Here is a 21443-nt window from a genome sequence, read left to right as displayed (position 1 = left end):
CCTTTGATTAACTGTCCAACCATTTTAATATCCGCACTATTCTATAAAAGAAAAAAAGCTACAGTCCCATACTTTTGGCATCTGTAGCTTACAGCTAAAAACAGCTGAAGGATTGTCTAGATTAATATTCAGAGATTTTTCCAGTAATTAATAATAAATATTAAATACAATGTTTATTGTATTTAAATAACTTTTTTAAGTAATTCGACTGTAAAAAAATATATATTTTCAGTAATCATAATTTTTAAAGACAAAAAAAAAGCTGCAGATAAGCCCTCTGGATATTGTGCAGCTTTGACTGATGATATTTTCTTTTTTATTAAAATAAATTTTTTGTTTTGCTTGTTTTTATGGGGCATATAATAAATATTAAATACAATGTTAAATGTATCTAATTAATGTATTTTAGGTAAATCATATGTGTTTTTTTGTTATTTATTTGTTAGTATTTATACATTTATTTTTTAATTTTTATACATAATTGTGTGTTGTTATTATATTAATGGTGATTAATATCAATAACTTAATTAATGAGCGAAGTGATAGGATAGCTAAAAATAAAAATTTACATGCTGATCATTACAGACTATTTTGCTAACAATATCTAAGCCTAAAAGAATCAAGTGTGACTCAGTTGGCTATAACTGTGTAGCAATACCACTTAATCGCACAGGGCTATAGAAGTAATTTAAAAAGAATGCGATTTATGAATCAGCGTATTTAACTAATTGTGCGAAATTCTCCATCACCATCCAACTAGAAACAGTGTTTCTAGTTGGATGGTGATGGATAGCACACCAATCGTTTAGATTGGTTAGCAACGTCAACTTGTGATGTATGACTTTATTGCATAAGCCTTTTTCTATTTATTAAATGATATATTCTTGTATGAATGAAGTCTTAATAAAAGCCTACAAATACCGTATTTATCCGAATGGTGAACAAAGCGTGTTCATTGAAAAACACTTTGGTTGTGCTAGGTTTACTTACAATTGGGCTTTAGCACTTCAACAAAAATATTATGATGAACACAAGAAGTCACTTTCTCGTAAAGATATTCAAGATCAGCTTGTAGCACTTAAGAAACAAGAACAGTTTTCTTGGCTTAATGAAGTGAATAGTCAGTCGTTATTGAGTGGATTGCTACATATCTATACCGCCTTTGAAAACTTCTTTAAGGGTCGAGCAAAGTTCCCAAAATTCAAATCTAAAAAAATACCGCAACGGTCATATCAATGCCCCAACATTGCCATGTTGATTTTGAGAAAGGTGTACTGAATCTACCTAAATTAAAAGGTGTTAAAGCTGTATTTAGTCATCAATTTGATGGAAAGGTTAAAACTGTCACTATGAGCAAAACAGCGACAGGAAAGTATTACGCATCCATCCTAGTTGAAACTAATCAAACCAAAGTAACAGCATCCACAATTGAAGTGGATAAAACGATTGGTATTGATTTAGGCTTAAATCACTTGTTGATTCAGTCGGATGGTCAGAAAATTGAAAATCCTCGTTATTTACGCCAATCTCAAAAGAGATTAGCCATTCAGCAAAAGATATTTGCTCGAAAGAGAAAAGAATCTAAGAATTATCAACGTCAGAAATTAAATGTTGCACGTATCCATGAAAAAGTACGTTTGCAACGCTTAGACCTAAATCACAAACGAACGCATCACTTGATCTGTGAAAACCAAGCGACCACGTATGCAGTAGAAGATTTAGCGATTAAAAACATGGTGAAGAACAGTAAACTAGCCAAATCTATTTCAGATGTAGCGTGGGGACAATTTCTCACTCTGCTAGAATACAAAGCTCAATGGTACGGCAAGAATGTTTTGAAAATTGGTCGATGTGTACCAAGTTCAAAGACTTGTTGTTGCTGTAGCATTAAGATGGAGAAATTACCGCTAAGTGTTCGATTATTCGAGTGTCCAAGTTGCAACTTGGTTGAAGATCGTGACGTCAATGCGCGTATTAATATCCGTAATTTCGCTTTAGCTGATGCACTAGGGCTTAGTGCTGTGTAAAAAGTTCCTGTACCACGATACTTATCAGTGCAAGTGTGGCATCGAAAGGTGCAATCAATTTGATTGCATGGGTCACAAAGATTCCCCCACTATAACCTTTGGTTTAGTGGTGGGAGTATGTCAATCAAACAATGGTATAGCCACCATCAATAGGTATGCATGCACCACTCATAAATTTTGCTTCATCAGATGCTAAAAATATTGCTAACGCTGTAATTTCATCACAATCGCCAAAGCGATCTAGAGGAATTTTATCTGTAGGACGAGTTTCAAGCATTTGCTGTGTCATCGGCGTTTTGATTGTCCCAGGACATATCGCGTTTATTTTAATTCCATTTTTTGCATACACTGCTGCTAAATGCTTGGTATATCCAATGACTGCATGCTTAGATGACGTATATGCAGCACCACCCATTTGTGCAACTAAACCCGCGACAGAAGCAATATTGACAATCGCACCAGATTTTTGAGCAATCATCGTTGGCAGTACCAGATTGCTGAGTAGAAAAACTGATTTAATATTAAGATTAAAAATTTTATCCCATAATTCTTCGCTTGTATCTAGCGAGTTTGTATAGTAATCAAATATACCTGCATTATTAATCAGCACATCAATACGTGAGAACTTTTTTAATGTGAAATTTACCAATGCTTCTAATTCAGTTTTATTGGTCATATTGACTTGAAAAGGATAAGCGGTGCCACCCTGAAGTTGAATGGAATCTGCCAGACTTTTTGCTTTTTCAAAATTTAAATCAGCAATAATCACTTTAGCCCCATTTTTAGCAAACTCAACTGCTTCAGATGCGCCCATACCAGATGCGGCACCAGTAATAATACATACTTTGTTTAATAATCGTGTAGTCATAATTCCGTTTTTAACCTCAATTGTTCCAAATAAGAAAATTATTTGAAATTTTAGAGTACCTATTTGATTTGAATAATTGTATAAAAGGGTGTTCAAATAATGCGATATAAGTCTTGATTGTGCGAATATCGGATTAAAGTATAGGATTTTAAAAAAGGATTTAGCGATGAAAAATGAAATCATTAAACATGAATTATCAGAAGAAATTATTAAGTATGATGACTATATTGCAGGGCTGGCTAAAGGACTCATGATTTTGGAGGCGTTTGGGACAGAGAGACATCGATTAAATGTGACACAAGTTGCTGATCGAACGGGGATTACAAAAACAGCAACGCGGCGTTATTTAAAAACATTAAAGTTTTTAGGCTATCTCGATACGGATGATTATTATTATTGGCTCTCTCATAAAGTACTTAAATTTTCAGGTGCTTATTTAAATACAGCACATTTACCTAAAGTATCACAGTCTATTCTAAATTTTTTAGCTGCAAGAACGACTTTAATTTATTCAATTGTGGTGATGGATGAATATGAAGTGGTTGCCATTTCAAGAAGTGTGCAAAACGAAGGTAATTTTAGAGTTAGTCCATTTGGTATTCATTTAGGTAATCGTGTTCCTGCACATGCATCATCTGTTGGACAAACCTTATTGGCATATCAGTCCGAAGCTGAACAGCTTAAATGGTTAAGTCATTATCCTCTTAAAAGATTTACGGTTTATACCGAAACTGAACAAGATAAGTTCTTAGCAAAATTAAGAAAAATTAAAGAGCAAGGTTATTATATTTCATCGGAAGAATATGAGCTTGGCGTAACAGCCATCGCTGTACCTGTCGTGAATCATAAGGGCGATATGATTGCTGGGATCAATGCTGTTGCACCGACCAGTAAAGTGAATGAACAGTATTTATTAACCACAATTTTACCTCTGTTAAGAGAAGCCGCGAATGAATTAAAAGCATTAATTTAAGTGGATCATTATTTAATTTAAATCCGACTATCGCACTCAATAATTGAATATCGGTTAGTTTGAACTAAGTCATCTAGTCACGACGCTATTTCGCCAGTAAGTTATGTCCAAATGTTTATGGACTGAATCAGAGATTAATTTTAAAAATCATGCTGATTCGTGATGTTCAATGGAGTGGCTAAATGGATATAAATAAATTAAGTTCAATGGTTTATGATTTAATTATCGTTGGATCTGGTGCAGGTGGGCTGTCTACTGCTGTCACTGCTAAGAAATTAGGTTTAAATGTTATTGTTGTTGAAAAAGATAGTGTGTTTGGTGGGACCACAGCATTTTCAGGTGGTGTTTTGTGGATTCCAAATAACCATCTTGCACAAAAAAATGGCGTAAAAGACAGTAAGGAGCTTGCAAAAAAATATCTTCGCCATGAAACACAACAATTTTATAGTGAAGATGCGGTTGAGGCATTTTTGGATAATGGTCCTAAAATGCTAAAGTTTTTCGAGCAAGAAACAAGCGTTAAATTTGTACCAACTTTATATCCAGATTATCACCCTGATGCACCAGGCGGGGTAGATATTGGTCGTTCTGTCTTGGCAGCACCTTTTGATATTCGGTCATTAGGTGACAATATGAAAAGATTACGTCCGCCACTAAAAACAATTACATTTATGGGGATGATGTTTAATTCATCCAATGCGGATTTAAAACATTTCTTCAATGCGACCAAGTCCTTTACGTCATTTATTTATGTGGTAAAAAGGCTGGCTATTCATTTTAAAGAGCTTGCATTTTATGGACGTGGTACTCATGTTACCAGTGGTAATGCTTTAGCTGCTAGTCTGGCAAAATCTGCATTGGATTTAAATATTCCGATCATTACAGAGGCACCTGTTACAGCATTATTGAATGATGGCAAGTCAATTCATGGCGTTAAGATCAATTGTAATCATCAAGAGATTGTTCTTAAATCTAAACATGGTGTGGTACTGGCATGTGGTGGTTTTTCACATGATATAAAACGCTTAAGTCAGCTTTATCCTCATGTAAAACGTCATGGTATACATATTTCTCCGGTACCCAAAACCAATACAGGTGATGGTTGTCGATTGGCTGAATCTGTGGGTGGTTATATCGATACTCACTATGAAGATACATCTGCTTGGATGCCTGTATCCAAAGTACCTCAACAAGATGGTTATGGCGTATTCCCACATTTGTTAGACCGTTATAAACCGGGAATAATTGGTGTGTTAAAAAATGGTAAGCGTTTTTGTAATGAATCCAATTCATATCATGATGTTGGCGCGGATTTAATTCGTGCATGTGAAAATCTTGATGAAACCGCAATGTGGTTAATATGTGATTTAGATACCATTAACAAATATGGTTTAGGTTATGTCAAACCTGCGCCAATGCCACGTAGAAAATTAATTCATGAGGGCTATCTTATCCAAGGCCATACTTTGGCAGAATTGGCTCAAAATGCAGGTATTGATGCAGAGCAACTGGTTAAGACTGTTAAACAATATAATCAAGATGCTGTCCATGGTGAAGATCCTGAATACCGTCGTGGCAGTACATCATTTAATAGATATCTTGCTGATCCTGAAAATACGCCAAATCCATGTGTTGCCCCGATTTTGAAAGGCCCATTTTTTGCGGTAAAAGTCTATATCGGTGACTTGGGGACGTTTGATGGTATTCGTACATCAACAGTAGGTGAAGTATTGTCTGAGCATAATGAAAAAATATCAGGCTTGTATGCTGTTGGTAATGACCGTGCCAGCATTATGGGTGGGAATTATCCGGGTGCAGGTATTACATTAGGACCGATTATGACCTTTGGTTATATCACGGCACATCACATTGCAGGGCTAAAGCAGGCACATCTATAAGGATTTAAAATATGATGAATAAGCCATTTTTTGATCATCGCATATACACCATTCATCCAAGATGCATGCCTAAATTTTTAGACGTTTTTGCAACCTTGGCGATGCCTGTATTACGTAAACATTTAGGAGAGCCGGTAGGTTTTTATGTTTCAAGTATTGGTACCTTGAATCAAGTGGTTCATTTATGGGGATATGACAGTTTGGATGACTATCAAAAAAGAAGCCATGCCAGAGATACTGATCCTGAATTCCAAAAATACCTAAATGCCTCGGAAGGATTAATTCTTTCTCAAGAAAGTCAGATTGTAAGACCTGTGCACTTTAAAGAAGATGGATCATAACTTCTTATCTTAAGCAACATAATTATTGAATACATCTAAAGGGACGGCATGAAATGAAATGCCGTAGGGATGATTCGTGCTTTTATCAAGGAGAATAAGATGAGCACTACAAAACAGCAAAGGAAAGATTTTAAATCAATTCTGAATGAAAACAAAATGGGATTTTATCAAAATCTAATCATGTTTTTCTGTTTCGCCATTATTGCTTTAGACGGACTGGATGTCGTGGTAATGGGATTGATTGCACCTCAAATTTTGACTGAATGGAATGTTACACCGCAACAACTGGCACCCGTTTTAAGTGCAGCTCTCGTCGGTTTAGCCGTGGGAGCACTGACATCTGGGCCTCTATCAGATCGTTTTGGTCGTAAACCTATTTTATTGATCAGTGTATTTTGTTTTGGCTTATTCACATTACTCACTGCATTTTCAACCAATACTACAGAGCTGATGATTTTAAGATTCTTGACAGGTTTAGGTGCAGGGGCAGCAGCACCAAATGCGGCAACCTTGGCATCAGAATTTGCACCTGAGCGTCGTCGTTTATTGTGTGTAACCATTGTATTTGCTGGATTTTCTTTAGGTGCAGCAGCAGGTGGTTTTTTAGCAGCATGGATGATTCCTGAATTTGGCTGGAGAAGTATGTTGTATGTAGGCGGAATTTTACCGATGATTCTTATGCCGTTTTTATATTGGAAAATGCCAGAATCAATTCCTTATTTGCTAAAAAAACAGAATTCGCAAGATAAAATTAAATTGCAGGCTAAATCCTTATTTCCACATCAAAATTATCAAAATGTAGACATTTATTTAGATGAACCAGCAACTCAGAAAACAGGCTTAGGGATTATTTTGTCACCAAAATACTTGTATGGCACCCTCATGTTATGGACAAGTTATTTTATGGCACTGTTTTTGGTTTACCTCTGTAGTAGTTGGTTACCAACGATTGTCAAACTGAATAACTTCTCGATATCAGAAGCGGCTATTGTTGCATCCTTTTTTCAGTTGGGTGGCCCAGTAGGTTGTATATCATTGGGATGGATGATGGATCGCTTTAGACCACGATTGGTGTTGTTTATCACCATACTAGTCGGCGCATTAGCAACATTTGCTTTAGGGTATTTTAATCAAAGCTTTGTTTTAATGTGTTTATTTGCATCTATTCTAGGATTTACATTTAATGGTGGCTGTGTGGGTTTGAGTGCGATTGCGACACAGTACTATCCTACTGCTGCACGTGCAACAGGGACAAGTTGGATGAATGGTATTGGTCGTTTTGGTGCAATTTTAAGTGCCTTTGCTGGCGCAGCGATGATTGCTTCGGGTATGTCATTTAATGTTATGTTGAGCTTATTAATGATTCCTGCAACTTTAGCTGGTATTGCTATTTTAATCCAAGGATTGGGTCATAAAACTAAAGTCGTTTCGGTTGGATCGGTAAAAGTGTAAAGTGATTGATGAGACATTTTCAGTCTAATAGCAAATGATGTTTTAATTAAATCAAAGATCTTGTACACATGAATTATTGAGTATTCATTTGAATACTCAGTGATGCTAGATATGCCGAGTTTAAATAAAATTGTGAATCATCATTTTTGTAAAGATATAAAAATGAAATAGCTCAATTTAAAAATACCAAATTTAACCTCACTGGTAGATCAGAAAATTGCTTTTAAAATAATCAAATTGCAGATACTTTTATCGATTAAAAGGATGAAGATGTTACCAGATCAATCATTTCATTTTTTAAGCAAAATTTGTATAAATTAAGGTCTTAAAAAAGTAAACAGTTTTCTCTATTTTCTAAAATTTAAAAATTATCGAACTTTCAACAATAATGAAATTCATATCTTATTGGCGAATATCGTATTAATAATACGATGATCGGATTTTATACATGTTATTCACTAGAATTAATGTTAAGGAAATAATAGATTTTATTTTAGGAATTTACTCGGAAAAAAATATATGGACATTGTAAAAACTAAAGTTGCCATTATTGGTGCAGGCCCATCAGGTTTATTATTAGGACAATTATTATATAAAGCAGGGATTGATCATATTATTATTGAAAGACAATCTGAAGAATATGTTGCATCACGAATCCGCGCTGGAATTTTAGAACAAGTAACGGTTGATTTATTACAACAAGCAGGTGTGGATGAAAATTTAAAAAATAAAGGGCTACCTCATTCAGGGATTGAAATTCTTACGGCTAAACAAAAGCATCGTATTGATTTAACAAGTTTGACCCAAGGTAAACAAGTAACAGTTTATGGGCAAACAGAAGTGACTAAAGATTTAATGAACGCACGTAAAAATAGTGCTCTGCAATCTTTTTATATGGCTCAAGATGTACGGATCAACAATTTTTATGATCAACCTGAGGTTGAGTTTGTGATAGATGGTCATGCGATAAAAATTGAGTGTGAATTTATTGCGGGTTGTGATGGTTATCATGGAGTATGTCGGGCAAGTATACCAAGTGATCAAATTAAAACGTTTGAAAAAATATATCCATTTGGTTGGTTGGGCCTTTTAGCGGATGTACCCCCTGTATCAGATGAACTGATTTATGTGCAATCGGAGCGTGGTTTCGCATTATGCAGTATGCGTTCACATACTCGTAGTCGTTATTATCTACAAGTACCTTTAACTGAAAAAGTTGAGGATTGGTCTGATGAAAAATTTTGGGAAGAATTAAAAAATCGTTTAGATCCAGAAAGCCGTGAAAAATTAGTGACGGGTGAATCAATTGAGAAAAGTATTGCTCCACTACGTAGCTTTGTGACTGAACCCATGCGTTTTGGTAAATTATTTCTAGCAGGTGATGCAGCACATATTGTACCGCCTACTGGTGCCAAGGGTTTAAATTTGGCTGCATCTGATATTGCTTATCTCTCGCAAGCTTTAATTGAGTTTTATCGCCATGGTAGTGAAAAAGGTATCAATGAATATTCTGAAAAGTGTTTAAAACGTGTCTGGAAAGCAGAGCGCTTTTCATGGTGGATGACGCATTTATTACATCGCTTTGAAACAGAAACTGAATTTGAACATAAAATTAAACAAGCTGAGTTGAGTTATATTTTAGATTCACAAGCAGGAAAAACATCTTTGGCTGAAAATTATGTGGGCTTACCTTATTAATTCGGAATGATTGGCGTTTTATTATATCAAGTTGCAATCGCGTTAAACTGTTGCGTGCTTGGCTTGATTATATGAGTTGTATTAGTTCAGATGTGATCTCAATCAATACCAATCCAGATTGTAATAATCTCTATTGGTATTTGATTGTTTGATGATTTTTAGCGCTTCGCTTAGATCACTTAAATCCTGCTTAAATAAATCAGAATATCTATCTTGAAATTGTTTTGTTATTTCGAGCATAAATTTTTTTAATTTAATAATATTAAAAATTAATCATAAAATTACATTCACTGTATGATATTAAAGAAAAACTCTTATTCGCGATTTGGGTTAAATAATATTCATAAGATATCGAAATGATAGCGTGAAATTTGTAGAAAATGGTGTTTAACGTTGGGCACTATTGATTGGTTAGTATGAGATAAAGTGCTATCAAAAGAAGGAAATTTAATATAACTAGTTTACTATTTTTTACCCTGTAAATATTTATAGAGCTTAATAAAATTTCAAAGTTTTACTAGAAAAATACATGCTGTATCAGGCACAATCATCCTTATAAATTTCAATTTTTATAGCCTAAGTGCTTGCGGTATTTTTTCAATGATAAACCATAATTTTTCACAAATTGCAGCATTTATTTGGTCAGTAGCCGATTTACTTCGTGGTGACTTTAAGCAATCATAATATGGTGATGGTAAGGCATGGTAAGGCATGGTGAGATGGGGAAATTTAATTGTTTACTTTAGCAATAGCATGAAAATAAGAGATATTATGGTTATTGAGCAATTGTAAAAAAAATAAATCTTGTTGTTGAAGAGATGGGTTATAAATAAATAGCAAATAGTTATTTGTCTCTAAATATATGTTATAAGCTTACACCAAGCATATTTTGAACATTGATGGTGATAAAAATAACTCAGTTAATATATCTAGCACGATCCTTAGGGATTTTATGAAATACTTTATTCTATATTTGTTTTACATACTTTTGCTGAGTTTATTCAGCCGAATCTGTTATGCAGAAATAAGAGAAAGTATTAATCAACAATGTTCAGTATATATCAATTCGATCTCTGCGGTAAAAACACCTTCTCAGGCAGTATTACCTAAGCAAGGCTGGAGATTGGTGCAATTGCCAGATAAATGGAATCACCATTGGGAAAATTATGATGGCGCTGCTTGGTATAAAGTTAAATGGAATTGGTCTTGTCAAAATAATACCAAGCTAGCAGAGCCAATTGCTTTTTCAATTGATTATATCCATTCTGCAGGCGCTGTGTTTTTTAATGGTGATTTACTTTGGCGAGATCTACATTTAGAAGAACCATTGTCTAAAAGCTGGAATATTCCGCGTTATTGGGTTTTACCCATATCGGGATTGAAATCTGATCAAAATGAAATTCTGATTTATGTAAAGGGTTTTGCTTTTCAGTCTCCGGGGCTTGGTCATATTGCTTTCAACAATGTACAAAACAGTGATGAAATACATAAAAGTAAAATTTGGAATCGTCGAACACTATTTCAAATCAATATTATTTTATCGATTACTTTTGGAGTAATTTGTTTTGTTATCTGGTTATTAAGACCTAAGGCAACTACTTTTGGATGGTTTGCATTAAGTTCCTTGTGGTGGGTGTTATTTATTTCCAATATGTTGGTTACAGAAACATTTCCATATCCAACCAGTTTAATGGCAGCCCAGGCAAATTTAACTTTTTTTGTGTTGTATATTCTTAGTTTCTGTATCTATTTGCTTAGATTTATCAAAGTATATTTAACTAAAATTGAGCTTTCAATTTGCTTGATCACAGTATTTATTATCCTGACGATCTTTTTGACACCATCACAATTTATTGATGTTGTCTTTCCATTGATATTTTTAATTTATATCGGAATATTATTTATTACTTATATTTATATTAGTTATTCTGCTATTCAATCAAGGAAATTAGATTATATATTTTTAGCGATTTGTTTAACAGGGATTGTCTGTTTTGCTATTTTTGATATGTTATTGTTATTCTCGAAATCATTTTTTAATACATACCCATTATCACCGTATACTGCACCGATTATTAATTTTTTTGTGGTGATCATATTAGCTGCAAAGTTAACCAATAATATCAAAAAAATAGAAACCTTTAATGGAGAATTAGAAGTTAAAGTCCAACAGGTAGAGCAGGAGTTAACAGCAAGTTTACAGGAAAAGCATCAGCTAGAACTTCAGAATGTTAGGTTACAAGAAAGAATACATTTATCGCATGATTTACATGATGGTTTGGGGGCATCATTAGTTCGCTCTATGATTTTAGTGGACCAAAGTCCCCATAATATTAGTAATCAGAAATTCTTATCGATGCTTAAATTATTAAGAGATGATTTAAGACAAATTATTGATACTGGCTCATCTGCTGATAATAAAATTCCAGTCAGTCCCATGATGTGGGGTGCACCAGTAAGACATCGGTTTAGTAAACTAATGGATGAATTAGAGATTCAGTCTAAATGGATATTTCCAACCGAATGGCAAGTTGTTCCTACAGCTTTGCAGTGTTTGACCTTGATTCGTGTGTTAGAGGAAAGTTTAACCAATGTAATTAAACATAGTCAGGCAAAAAATGTAAATGTAGCAATGAGTTATTCTTTAGAAAATCAATTAATTTTGACTATACAAGATGATGGTGTAGGTTTTGATACGGAAGGTGTCATACAACAGGGATTAAGTATTGGCATGCGTAGCATGAAAATGCGCTTAGAATCCATAGGTGCAGAACTTATATTATTTTCTAAAGCGGGATGTACGATTATTCAAGCACTTATTCATCTTAAATGATATCATACCATTCAATACACATAAGCCTGCTGTGCAAGGATTAATATCCAGAGCCAGAGCTTAACATTTCAATTTCTGATGTGATCCAAGTACGAAAAGCCTCTATTTTTGGTAATTCGCAACACTCTTCACGATAGACCAGATAATATGCTAAATCGCATTGACGTTTAATATCTGGGAATAGATGGATTAAGCGTGCTGCTTTAACATCATCATGAGCGATAACACTTCGTGCTAATGCAATACCATGTCCATCCATAGCCAATTGTAGCACTGCTGCAGAGTTATTGATTTTAAAGCCTTTATCATCATTCATTTGGATATTGTGTTCATCGAGCCAAGTCTGCCAGGTAATAAATCCAGATTGGCGATCTAAAGCATGGCAATGTATTAATGGTAATGTGACGATATTTTTGAGTTCTAAAAGCTGAGCTTGATGTTGCTGATAAAAACTGGGCGAACAGACGGGATAAATTTCTTCTTCCATGAGTTTTTGAGCGACCAGTCCCTCCCAGTTACCTGCTCCATAGCGCACGGCAATATCAATTCCTCTACTATTAAAATCAATCGGTTTTAAGTCGGTATCAAAAGATATTTTAATTTCAGGATATGCGCGCTGAAAATTATCAATTTTGGGTAATAACCATTTTGTGGCAAAAGTTGGACTAATTGCAACGGTTAATTTTTGTGCCATGCTATTTAATTTAACTTTATGGATCGCCTGATTGATATAGCTAAAACCCGTTTGAATATCTGGAAGCAGAACTTCACCAGCTTCTGTTAATTTTAGTCTCTGCTTTCCGCTGCTTGATCGATAAAACAATGTCACACCCATTACATCTTCTAGTGTTCTCACTAACTGGCCAACAGCAGCGGAAGTGACATTCAACTCTGTTGCAGCAGCTGAGAAACTTTGATGTCTAGCGCTTGCTTCAAAAGCTCTTAAGGCATTTAAATGTTTAGGTGAATCCATTTCATTAAAGAATTTCTTTAGACAATACAAACTTTATATCATTTGATAAGATAAAAGCATATATGGAAATATCTACTATTTAACAATAGACTCAGGAAGAGTATGAAATCACAAATTAAATTAAGCTTATTCCTTTGTCTTAGCATGTGCCTAGGTATTGGTATTCTACGTTTTTCATATACCGCGCTATTACCTTATACACGTGATGCATTTGGCTGGTCTACAGCGTTTGCCAGCATTTTGAGTAGTGCCAATTTATTGGGCTATCTTATCGGGGCATTTAGTGCAATGCGTTTACCGCAAACCAAAATCATGTCTTCTTTTATCCAAATCGCTGCCATTCTCGGCATGATCAGTCTTTTTTGCTGCGCTTTCGATGGATTTAACTCTATTTGGTATATATTTTGGCGTATTATTTCAGGGATAAGTGGTGGTTTATTAATGATCTTATCACCCAGTATTGTTGCATTATGTGCTGGTTTAAATGATCGTTTAAAAATTAATTTTATAGGATTTAGTGGCATTGGCTTAGGGGTTTTAATTTCCACATGTTTCTTATCTTATTTAGATCGAATATCTATTCAGACTGCTTGGTTAATCTTATGTAGTACAGCATTTTTAATTTGTATTTACATGATTTATGCACTACGACAATTTAAAAAAGAACTCCCGACTTCACTTAGTCGTGCTGTTCCTACAGCAAAAGTAAATATATTATTTTATAGTTTGCTGTTTGCGTATAGTTCTAGTGCTTTTGCGTATATTCCACATTCGTTATTTTGGATTGATTATCTTAGTCAGGACTTAAATATTGCTTTATCATTTGTTAATTTTAACTGGATTCTATATGGCATAGGCAGTGCATTAGGTGCGTTTGTTGGCTATTTATTTGCAAAGCGAATAGGGAATTTTAATGCACTTAAAGTATTATATTCTATATATATAGTAGCTATTATGATGGCAACGCTCAGTTTTAATCACGTTTTTATTTTGGCATCATCATTTTTAACAGGCTTACTTAATCCAGCAGTGGTCTTTTTAACTTCATATACGATTTTACAGCTTTATGGTCTTTCATATAAAAAATTATGGAGTATTGCGACTTTAAGTTTTGCTGCTATTCAACTTATTGGTGGACTAAGTTTTAGTTATTTACAAAAAATAGGTTTTAGCTATCATCAGCAGTTTGTGATTGGTTCATTGGTATTATTTATCGGCACATTACAGCTTTTCATATTTTTAAAATCAGAAAATTCTGTAGCTAAACTTAGTGTTTCAAAATAGACATATGGCTATATGAAGGACGTTGAGTAATGACAAAAATTGCATTTCAGGATTTATATGCTGAAGATTTCAGCCATTGTTTTGGTTGCGGTCGTAACAATCAACATGGCTATCATTTAAAGAGCTATTGGTCTGATGACATGACTAAAACATTCGCCAAGATCATACCAGCCAATATCTATACTGGTGGTGTACCAGATCATTTATATGGCGGCATGATTGCCTCTTTATTTGACTGCCATGGCATGGCATCTGCAGCAGCATTTAAAAGTAAATCATTAAACTTAATATTTGACGGATCAACTTATTTAGCAAGATGTGTAACAGCCTCATTGTCGATTAATTTTATAAAACCAACCCCAATTGATACCGAAATATTGATATATGGAGAATTGATCTCTATCGAGGAACGTAAGATACGGGTTGGCTTAAGTTTATTGGCTGCGGGGCAGTTATGTGCTACAGGTGAAATATTAGCGATAGAGTTAAAAAAATAAATAAGTCCAATTTAATGAAAGCTTATCATTTCAGGATTTAAATGCTGAGCTTTTTAAATATTTATATTTTTATATCAACTATATCTAGCTGAAGTCATTAATAGCAAGATGAGTTTATATTTACCATTGAGTGCTTTTAAGCGGCCAAATCAATACATGAGTGAGCAGAGATCATTGTGCCAATTATTCCAGAATATTAAATCTAGGTTAAACACTGATATGCTCTTATTCTGACCGTTAGTATGATGTTTTTTATCCTTGAAATCGTGATGGTCGAACAATTTAACAGATCAATACTGATCTATTCGATGCATGATTGAATATTATAAATCGTGGATAATATGCTGTTATTATGCCTGTATAGCCGATGTGTACTCTTATGCAGTGTCTTGGTTTTAATATACTGATTTATTTGTGAAACTATCTTATTTTGATTGATAGTCTAGATCAATATCATGCTATTTTTTTAAATTGATCCTGAATTTGATTCATGATAGAAATGTAATCAATATCGTGGCCAGTTAATGGATAACTGGCACATAACTTGCCTATTTGATGATAGGTACCCAGCTAGGTGACAAGGATATGACATCACTAAGCCAACAAGTTGATTTAAAACATCATTCACGCGAAGCTGATTTTGCGCAGAATCTCATGTCGACAATATGTGGCCAACACCGTTTAGATACCATCCATAAAAACTGTCTTGATTTTCATTATGATGGTATTCGATTACCCAATAAAAAAATGGCCATCGGTACGATTAGTTATGGTGCTCATGTGGCGATTAATATTTCCAATCTCAAAGCTTATAGTATTAGTTTGCCTATTTATGGGCAGCAAGCCTTAACTATGGGGGGTGCACGCTATTGTTCTAATCAAAATAAAGGACTTATTGTCTCGAATAATGATGATCAGGATTTAATTATTGATAAAGATTGTAAGAAATTACAAGTTGTTATTCCTGAACGTAGTATGCAAATGGTTTTATCCAGTTTACTTCATACAAGTATCGAAAAACCGATTGTTTTTAATCCCGAGATGGATTTAGAAGCTGAGCAATTGTTGAGTGTTTGGTGGAAAAATATTGCCCATTTTTTACAACTTAAATCGCAGTATATGAGTTTTTATGGTTTGCAAATGCTTTCAGAAGACTATGAAAATTTTATTATTAAGGGATTGTTACTTTCTCAAGCACATAATTATTCGGATGCGTTAAGAAATATATCAGATCAATCGGTACCCAGCTATATTCGTAAAGTGAGAGATTATATTATTACACATGCACAGCAAGAGATTTGTGCCGATGATTTACATCATATTGCTGGTGTTTCTAAATCAAAGCTTTATGAGGAATTTCAATTTTTTTATCAGATGAGCCCAATGATTTTCCTAAAAAAATATCGCTTACAGCAAATTTATAATATATTAAGTACGTCAGCATCTAGGCAAAGAATTTCGATTTCAACGCTGGCTTATGAATGGGGATTTAATCATCTGAGCCGTTTTTCACAAGAGTATAAGGATGAGTTTGGTGAGAAACCCAGTGAGACAAAAAATAAATTACTTTAAAAGAGCATGAAAATACAGCCAGTCGTATCAAACGGGCTGTATTTGTCCCAACAGATTAAGTCACTTTTTCTGTTTTCAGTATGGCGGTCATATTTTTTCTTTCTTTCAATATCTTAAAGCTTAATGCAATAAATGAGATAAACGTTGGTAGTGCAAGAAGATAGAATAAACCACTTAATCCAAGGTCAAAAGTAAAGATTAATGAACCAAAAAAAGCACCCAAAATAGCACCAATTCGACCGATACCATGCATCCATGAAACACCTACGGCACGGCACGTTGATGGATAAGTAATTGCTGCCAAAGGTAATAGTGAAGATTGTGCGCCAGCCAAAAGTGCGCCAATTAAGAAGATTACTGTACCTAATAGTATGATATTTGAGCTAATAAAACCTGCTGTTAAGAAGAGAGCAAAAGCGATCAGATAAGCATATTTAATTACCGTCGTTGGATTGACTTTATCCATATACCAGCCAATGATGGTCGCGCCAATCACACCACCAAAAGGAAAGATTGCTGCAATTAGGCTAAATTGCTGTGTGCTAAATCCAGCAGTTTTAAGAATGGTTGGCATCCAGCTTGTTAATAGATAAAATACCAACAAGCTCATAAAGCAGCATAACCAGAGCATACTTGAACTCCAGAGATATTTTCCCAATACCTGTTGAACTGGATTTTCGTTTGACTGGACTTCATTGCGAGTAAGTTGCAATGAAACGGTTTCATTAAAAGAGTAACCCTGAATTTTTTCTAAAATATGTTGTGCTTCAGAATAACGCTGGCGTTTAATCAAATATTGCGTTGATTCAGGAAGTTTTAAAATGAGAGCAACGACAAGAAGCAGGGGAATAATGCCGCCAATAATAACTACTTTTGCCCAACCTAAAGCTTCGAGTAAATATGCAGAGAGTAAGCCACCACAAGATATACCGAGCATAAATCCACAACCTGCCAATCCGGTTAGAAAAGCTTTACGTTTTGCAGGCATATATTCCGAAACAATGGTACTGATATTGGGCATGGCAGCACCTAAACCCACACCTGTAATCAATCGATAAATCATAAGTTCTTGTGTTGAGCTTGCAAATCCACACAGTATGGTGAAAATAGCAAAAACTAAGGTAGTACTGATAATGACTTTTTTACGACCAAATTTATCTGCTAAAGGTCCCGAAAGGATTGCACTAATTGACATGCCAACCAGTGCTGCACTTAATACGGGTGCTAATTGTGGTTTGCTAATCCCCCAGTCATCAAGAAGAGCAGGTGCAATAAAGCCGATAATGCCGGTATCGAGTCCGTCACAGAAAAAAACCAAGAATCCAAGACTAAAGACTAACCATTGTAGGGGGGACAGTTTTTTTTGATCAATGACGGTATTGATATCAATAACTTTCATTTCTATTCCTTTAAAAATGATCTAAGCGCTATGTCGCTTTTGTCGTGAGATCATGTTGATCCAATTGCTTATTTTCAACGATCAATGTTTTTAGATAAGCGCTATAATTGCTGCTATAAATACAGGTCATTTAGGCCATCGCAAAATTTTTTGTCGTGATTGAGCTAAACAAAAATAATTAAAGCTGAGCTAAACTAACCGTTTGCACGATTGCCTATATACAGCCTGTTGAAATTTAATTCTGTACATAATTACTTTGTAAAATGTTATCCCTCTTAAATGATAAGTTGGCAATGTTTACTGATCTAACCCTCTGTGAACGATTTTAATCATGGGTAGAGGACTATAGATATCAAGTGCAGCTTCAGCCAGTTGATCTTGATTTAAATACTCATGGATATCTGTGACTTTATCTGGCCATTTTTCAAATGCCTGAATCACCATGAGATCGTCGTTACAGTGATTGAAGTTGTTTAAGTGTTTTGAATATTTTTTAACAGATGATGATTGATATATATTATTTTGAGTACGAAAATTGATACATGTATCAATGAAATTATGCTGTGGCTTTAACGGAGATAAAGTCATTTGCTCAATCTTTTATCTAATCTATGACTATAGATTAAACCGTGATTAAGCATTGGCTACTATCCACTTCTTCCAGATTTTTATCCAGTTTGCATAGATTTTATAAATGATCAAAATGAATCAGTTAAGAAAATATGGTTGAATATGTGGTCCTGCTTAAGGAGAGACTTTAGTTATTTACAGTCATTATGTTTTTGATGATTTTATTGCTTTAATTGTTTTTTAATTTTCTGACCAATTTTTAGCATTGTATCGATTTCTAGTGTGCTAAGATTGAGTTTACATTGCGTATCTGCAAATATTTTACTGACAGGATCTTTTAATTTTGCGCCAGATTGTGTTAATGAAATGTATTTACGGCGACGATCATTTGGATCTGGCGTTATGGTGACCAAGCCCGATTTTTCAAGTCGTTTAATGATTGGGGATAGTGAACCAAGATCAAACAGAGTTTGTTGGCTTAACTCGCTAGATGAAACATGATTTTGCTTCCATAGCGCGATCAATACTAAAAGCTGAGGATAGGTGAGACCAAGTTGAGCTAAAGATTGAGTATAATTTCGCATCATTGCATTGGTCGTGGAATACAAACTAAAGCAGAGCATGGTATCAAAATTAAAAAGATCTTGCTCTGAACTCATAGAGGGTGTCCTATCGTTAAAAATGATGAATGATTTGAATCAATATATCGATCTAAATCGATTGTATCAGTAATTGTGAACATATGAGTTAATGCGATCACTGTGTTTAGATCAGTGTATATAAAACAAGCTGTAATGACACTTCAGTATTTTGTTTGGTGCTGTATAAAGTAAATCAAATTACCAATTGATGTGCCATTCGAGATACAGATAGCTTACTTTATCCGTATCTTGTTTAAAACAATCCTAAATGGGTGATTCAGATTACTTCGTCAAGACGAGCAATATTTGCAGCATTTTTTATTTTTGAAATTGTTGCCCGATAATCGGGTGTATTAAAGATTGCAGTGCCTGCAACAAAAGTATCAGCACCTGATCGCGTAATTTCAGAAATATTTTCTAGATTTACTCCACCATCGACTTCGAGCCGTATATTTCTACCACTTGAGTCAATTAATTTTCTGGCTTCAGCAATTTTAGGCAGTATCGCAGGTATAAATTTTTGCCCACCAAATCCAGGATTTACCGACATAATCAGGATTAAATCAATTTTATCCATCAGATATTTGCAACAATCGAGTGGCATTGCTGGATTAAAGACCAGACCTGCTTTACATCCAAGATCTTGAATCAGTTGAATTGATCGGTCTAAATGTGTGGTTGCATCGGGATGGATCGAAACATAGTCGGCACCTGCTTTTGCAAAATCAATAATTAACGAATCAACTGGGGATGCCATAAGATGAACATCGATGGGTGCCTGAATTCCCTCAGATCTAAGCGCAGCACATACCTGAGCTCCCATAGTGAGATTGGGGACATAGTGGTTATCCATAATATCAAGATGAATCATGTCTGCACCAGCATCTAATACCGATTTTACTTCCTCACCTAAACGCGCAAAATTTGCAGCAAGAATCGAGGGGGCAATCCAAATATCATTCATCGTTTTAACCTTAATATCATTGACTGGTTGATAAAAAAATTGATTTTAGGTGCTCATTAAATGTGATGATGGTGTTTCTTTTTACTTCAATGAACATTGATCCCTATGATCAAAATAGCTGCAATATTTTTATCTTAAATTACTTTGCGCGCAAAGTATTTTGCTATTATTACAGTGCTAAGCTATTTATGTCAAATTAATACCAAAAGACTGTAATGATAGGATGGCCAAATTGCTTAAAATAGCCGTAAAGCAATAACAATATTTGTGGAAGAGTATCGAGTAGACACATTAAAATTAGACATTCGCTATATAATTTAATGAAAGTTAATGGCCATTTTTCTTCGCATCCTCACAATTTTCTTGTGGTATTTCAAATATGGTTATTGCAATATCGTTGATTTAAATGCACATCAAGATTCAATATTTTTAAAAATAATTTGAATAAGAGATTGTTTCGTTTATTTTGTGCTATTTTAAAAATAGAAATTTCAATACTTATATGGCACTTATATTGATCATAAAGAATGATCTTGATTGAAAATCAAATATGAATAAGCGCATCGAGGTGCGTATTAAAATCATGTGTTGCACCTGCTGCATTCACATGATCAAAATAATCATACCAACCACTTGCTTTAATACCAGCCAGTAAGGCATCACAGGTTTGTTGATCTGGAAAAGACCAAATCGCCAAGAATTGGTGATCACTGCTTTGATCAATTTGAGTGTTGAGCGCCGTTAGTGTGAGTGCTTTGACCCCTGTATCCGTTAATTTATTCATTGCTGTGGCAATATGATTGAGATAATCTTTACGCTCATCAAATGATAATGTTTTCCATGCAGTATTGGGTGTATAGAGCTCAATAAGATAATGATTCATCATGATTCCTTATGGGGTAAGTTGATTTGAAACTTTTTCGAGTAGTTGCATAAGTTGTTGACGTTCTTGAGCAGTTAGATGGCCAAAGCGTTGAGAAATCCAATTGCTATGTTGAGTAAATGCGTCTGTGGCGATCAATTTTCCTTTTGCTGTCAATTGAATTTTTAAAGCGCGGCGATCATTAAGATCTAAATGTCTTTCTATCAGCGCATCACGTTCTAAACCATCCAGTAAACCTGTAACGGTTGCACGGGTAATACCAGCTTGTTGAGCCAGAACTTTGGGTGCGATTCCTTCATTGGCTGCATTGAGCAAGAATAAAATAATAAATCGGCCTTCAGATAACCCATAACAAGCAAGTTGTTGCGCACAATCACGATCAATGCGAGAAGCAAGTGAAAGAGCCATAAAACATAGTTGTATGGCTGCAATATCAGGTAATTGATGTTTTTGTGCTTCATGCAAGAGTGCTTTATATTTTTGATCGATATTCATTTGTTTGGTAACTAATAATAAGCTGGCTAATTATATGATCTAAGATTATCAATGATTGGTTTATTTGTCCAGTAA

The 21443-nt window shown here is 34.6% G+C and carries 19 protein-coding genes; 11 read left to right on the top strand and 8 right to left on the bottom strand.

Going from position 1 to position 21443, the window contains the following annotated elements; all coding sequences use genetic code 11:
• Window positions 1-888 precede the first annotated feature (888 nt).
• Both QSG86_RS13700 and QSG86_RS13695 read left to right on the top strand, forming a co-directional pair.
• Entirely contained in the window at window positions 889-1278 is a 390-nt protein-coding gene (locus QSG86_RS13700; protein WP_317032018.1) for a helix-turn-helix domain-containing protein, read from the top strand.
• Window positions 1236-2027 carry an RNA-guided endonuclease TnpB family protein gene (locus QSG86_RS13695; protein ID WP_317032017.1) on the top strand — a complete coding sequence of 264 codons (792 nt, stop codon included), beginning with the start codon at window positions 1236-1238 and terminating at the stop codon, window positions 2025-2027. Before QSG86_RS13700 ends, QSG86_RS13695 begins: the two co-directional genes overlap by 43 nt.
• Window positions 2028-2151: 124 nt before the next feature.
• On the opposite strand, the gene QSG86_RS13690 is transcribed toward QSG86_RS13695, so the two are convergent.
• Entirely contained in the window at window positions 2152-2895 is a 744-nt protein-coding gene (locus tag QSG86_RS13690) for a glucose 1-dehydrogenase (RefSeq protein ID WP_317032016.1), read from the bottom strand.
• Between the two features lie 166 nt (window positions 2896-3061).
• Between QSG86_RS13690 and QSG86_RS13685 the strand changes: the two genes are divergently transcribed.
• From QSG86_RS13685 to QSG86_RS13660, 6 genes are all read left to right on the top strand, one after another.
• On the top strand, window positions 3062-3868 hold the full coding sequence (locus tag QSG86_RS13685) for an IclR family transcriptional regulator C-terminal domain-containing protein (RefSeq protein WP_317032015.1): 807 nt from the start codon (window positions 3062-3064) through the stop codon (window positions 3866-3868).
• Between the two features lie 182 nt (window positions 3869-4050).
• A complete protein-coding gene (locus QSG86_RS13680; protein WP_317032014.1) occupies window positions 4051-5766 on the top strand; it encodes an FAD-dependent oxidoreductase in 1716 nt (571 codons plus the stop codon).
• Window positions 5767-5777: 11 nt separating this feature from the next.
• Window positions 5778-6107: an NIPSNAP family protein gene (locus tag QSG86_RS13675; protein WP_317032013.1), complete on the top strand. Its 330-nt coding sequence runs from the start codon at window positions 5778-5780 to the stop codon at window positions 6105-6107.
• A gap of 99 nt (window positions 6108-6206) precedes the next feature.
• Window positions 6207-7559 (top strand): aromatic acid/H+ symport family MFS transporter, encoded by a 1353-nt coding sequence (locus QSG86_RS13670; RefSeq protein WP_317032012.1) that lies wholly within the window; start codon window positions 6207-6209, stop codon window positions 7557-7559.
• 519 nt (window positions 7560-8078) lie between these two features.
• Complete coding sequence (gene pobA / locus QSG86_RS13665; RefSeq protein WP_317032011.1) at window positions 8079-9257, top strand: 4-hydroxybenzoate 3-monooxygenase; 1179 nt, start codon at window positions 8079-8081, stop codon at window positions 9255-9257.
• A gap of 952 nt (window positions 9258-10209) precedes the next feature.
• The gene (locus QSG86_RS13660; protein WP_410487501.1) at window positions 10210-12090 is read left to right on the top strand and encodes an ATP-binding protein; all 1881 of its coding nucleotides are present in this window, start codon (window positions 10210-10212) and stop codon (window positions 12088-12090) included.
• A gap of 40 nt (window positions 12091-12130) precedes the next feature.
• Here the strand turns inward: QSG86_RS13660 and gcvA are convergent, their stop codons facing one another.
• On the bottom strand, window positions 12131-13063 hold the full coding sequence (gene gcvA / locus QSG86_RS13655; RefSeq protein WP_317032009.1) for a transcriptional regulator GcvA: 933 nt from the start codon (window positions 13061-13063) through the stop codon (window positions 12131-12133).
• Between the two features lie 102 nt (window positions 13064-13165).
• Here gcvA and QSG86_RS13650 point away from each other — a divergent pair, with 102 nt between their 5' ends.
• From QSG86_RS13650 to QSG86_RS13640, 3 genes are all read left to right on the top strand, one after another.
• A complete protein-coding gene (locus QSG86_RS13650) occupies window positions 13166-14347 on the top strand; it encodes a YbfB/YjiJ family MFS transporter (protein WP_317032008.1) in 1182 nt (393 codons plus the stop codon).
• A 29-nt stretch (window positions 14348-14376) separates the two neighbouring features.
• Window positions 14377-14844, top strand: a complete 468-nt coding sequence (locus QSG86_RS13645; RefSeq protein WP_317032007.1) for a PaaI family thioesterase — start codon at window positions 14377-14379, stop codon at window positions 14842-14844.
• Window positions 14845-15429: 585 nt separating this feature from the next.
• The gene (locus tag QSG86_RS13640; protein WP_317032006.1) at window positions 15430-16416 is read left to right on the top strand and encodes an AraC family transcriptional regulator; all 987 of its coding nucleotides are present in this window, start codon (window positions 15430-15432) and stop codon (window positions 16414-16416) included.
• Between the two features lie 55 nt (window positions 16417-16471).
• Here QSG86_RS13640 and QSG86_RS13635 read toward each other — a convergent pair whose 3' ends face one another.
• The 6 genes from QSG86_RS13635 to QSG86_RS13610 all read right to left on the bottom strand — a co-directional run bounded on the left by QSG86_RS13635 (window position 16472) and on the right by QSG86_RS13610 (window position 21368).
• A complete protein-coding gene (locus QSG86_RS13635) occupies window positions 16472-17815 on the bottom strand; it encodes an MFS transporter (protein ID WP_317032005.1) in 1344 nt (447 codons plus the stop codon).
• 297 nt (window positions 17816-18112) lie between these two features.
• A complete protein-coding gene (locus QSG86_RS13630; protein WP_317032004.1) occupies window positions 18113-18259 on the bottom strand; it encodes a hypothetical protein in 147 nt (48 codons plus the stop codon).
• 347 nt (window positions 18260-18606) lie between these two features.
• Window positions 18607-19044 (bottom strand): MarR family transcriptional regulator, encoded by a 438-nt coding sequence (locus QSG86_RS13625; RefSeq protein WP_317032003.1) that lies wholly within the window; start codon window positions 19042-19044, stop codon window positions 18607-18609.
• A gap of 259 nt (window positions 19045-19303) precedes the next feature.
• Window positions 19304-19990 (bottom strand): ribulose-phosphate 3-epimerase, encoded by a 687-nt coding sequence (gene rpe, locus QSG86_RS13620; RefSeq protein WP_317032002.1) that lies wholly within the window; start codon window positions 19988-19990, stop codon window positions 19304-19306.
• Window positions 19991-20534: 544 nt separating this feature from the next.
• Window positions 20535-20873 (bottom strand): DUF6616 family protein, encoded by a 339-nt coding sequence (locus tag QSG86_RS13615; protein WP_317033350.1) that lies wholly within the window; start codon window positions 20871-20873, stop codon window positions 20535-20537.
• 9 nt (window positions 20874-20882) lie between these two features.
• Window positions 20883-21368 (bottom strand): MarR family transcriptional regulator, encoded by a 486-nt coding sequence (locus QSG86_RS13610; protein ID WP_317032000.1) that lies wholly within the window; start codon window positions 21366-21368, stop codon window positions 20883-20885.
• Window positions 21369-21443 lie beyond the last annotated feature (75 nt).

Source organism: Acinetobacter sp. SAAs474 (assembly GCF_032823475.1).
Lineage (GTDB): Bacteria > Pseudomonadota > Gammaproteobacteria > Pseudomonadales > Moraxellaceae > Acinetobacter.
This window is presented reverse-complemented; position numbering and strand designations above follow the sequence as displayed.

Excerpts from the sequence above, each read along its gene's own strand:
- QSG86_RS13700 (WP_317032018.1), top strand. The coding sequence starts at position 889 with ATGAATGAAGTCTTAATAAAAGCCTACAAATACCGTATTTATCCGAAT.
- QSG86_RS13695 (WP_317032017.1), top strand. The coding sequence starts at position 1,236 with ATGCCCCAACATTGCCATGTTGATTTTGAGAAAGGTGTACTGAATCTA.
- QSG86_RS13690 (WP_317032016.1), bottom strand. The coding sequence starts at position 2,895 with ATGACTACACGATTATTAAACAAAGTATGTATTATTACTGGTGCCGCA.
- QSG86_RS13685 (WP_317032015.1), top strand. The coding sequence starts at position 3,062 with ATGAAAAATGAAATCATTAAACATGAATTATCAGAAGAAATTATTAAG.
- QSG86_RS13680 (WP_317032014.1), top strand. The coding sequence starts at position 4,051 with ATGGATATAAATAAATTAAGTTCAATGGTTTATGATTTAATTATCGTT.
- QSG86_RS13675 (WP_317032013.1), top strand. The coding sequence starts at position 5,778 with ATGATGAATAAGCCATTTTTTGATCATCGCATATACACCATTCATCCA.
- QSG86_RS13670 (WP_317032012.1), top strand. The coding sequence starts at position 6,207 with ATGAGCACTACAAAACAGCAAAGGAAAGATTTTAAATCAATTCTGAAT.
- pobA (WP_317032011.1), top strand. The coding sequence starts at position 8,079 with ATGGACATTGTAAAAACTAAAGTTGCCATTATTGGTGCAGGCCCATCA.
- QSG86_RS13660 (WP_410487501.1), top strand. The coding sequence starts at position 10,210 with ATGAAATACTTTATTCTATATTTGTTTTACATACTTTTGCTGAGTTTA.
- gcvA (WP_317032009.1), bottom strand. The coding sequence starts at position 13,063 with ATGGATTCACCTAAACATTTAAATGCCTTAAGAGCTTTTGAAGCAAGC.
- QSG86_RS13650 (WP_317032008.1), top strand. The coding sequence starts at position 13,166 with ATGAAATCACAAATTAAATTAAGCTTATTCCTTTGTCTTAGCATGTGC.
- QSG86_RS13645 (WP_317032007.1), top strand. The coding sequence starts at position 14,377 with ATGACAAAAATTGCATTTCAGGATTTATATGCTGAAGATTTCAGCCAT.
- QSG86_RS13640 (WP_317032006.1), top strand. The coding sequence starts at position 15,430 with ATGACATCACTAAGCCAACAAGTTGATTTAAAACATCATTCACGCGAA.
- QSG86_RS13635 (WP_317032005.1), bottom strand. The coding sequence starts at position 17,815 with ATGAAAGTTATTGATATCAATACCGTCATTGATCAAAAAAAACTGTCC.
- QSG86_RS13630 (WP_317032004.1), bottom strand. The coding sequence starts at position 18,259 with ATGGTGATTCAGGCATTTGAAAAATGGCCAGATAAAGTCACAGATATC.
- QSG86_RS13625 (WP_317032003.1), bottom strand. The coding sequence starts at position 19,044 with ATGAGTTCAGAGCAAGATCTTTTTAATTTTGATACCATGCTCTGCTTT.
- rpe (WP_317032002.1), bottom strand. The coding sequence starts at position 19,990 with ATGAATGATATTTGGATTGCCCCCTCGATTCTTGCTGCAAATTTTGCG.
- QSG86_RS13615 (WP_317033350.1), bottom strand. The coding sequence starts at position 20,873 with ATGAATCATTATCTTATTGAGCTCTATACACCCAATACTGCATGGAAA.
- QSG86_RS13610 (WP_317032000.1), bottom strand. The coding sequence starts at position 21,368 with ATGAATATCGATCAAAAATATAAAGCACTCTTGCATGAAGCACAAAAA.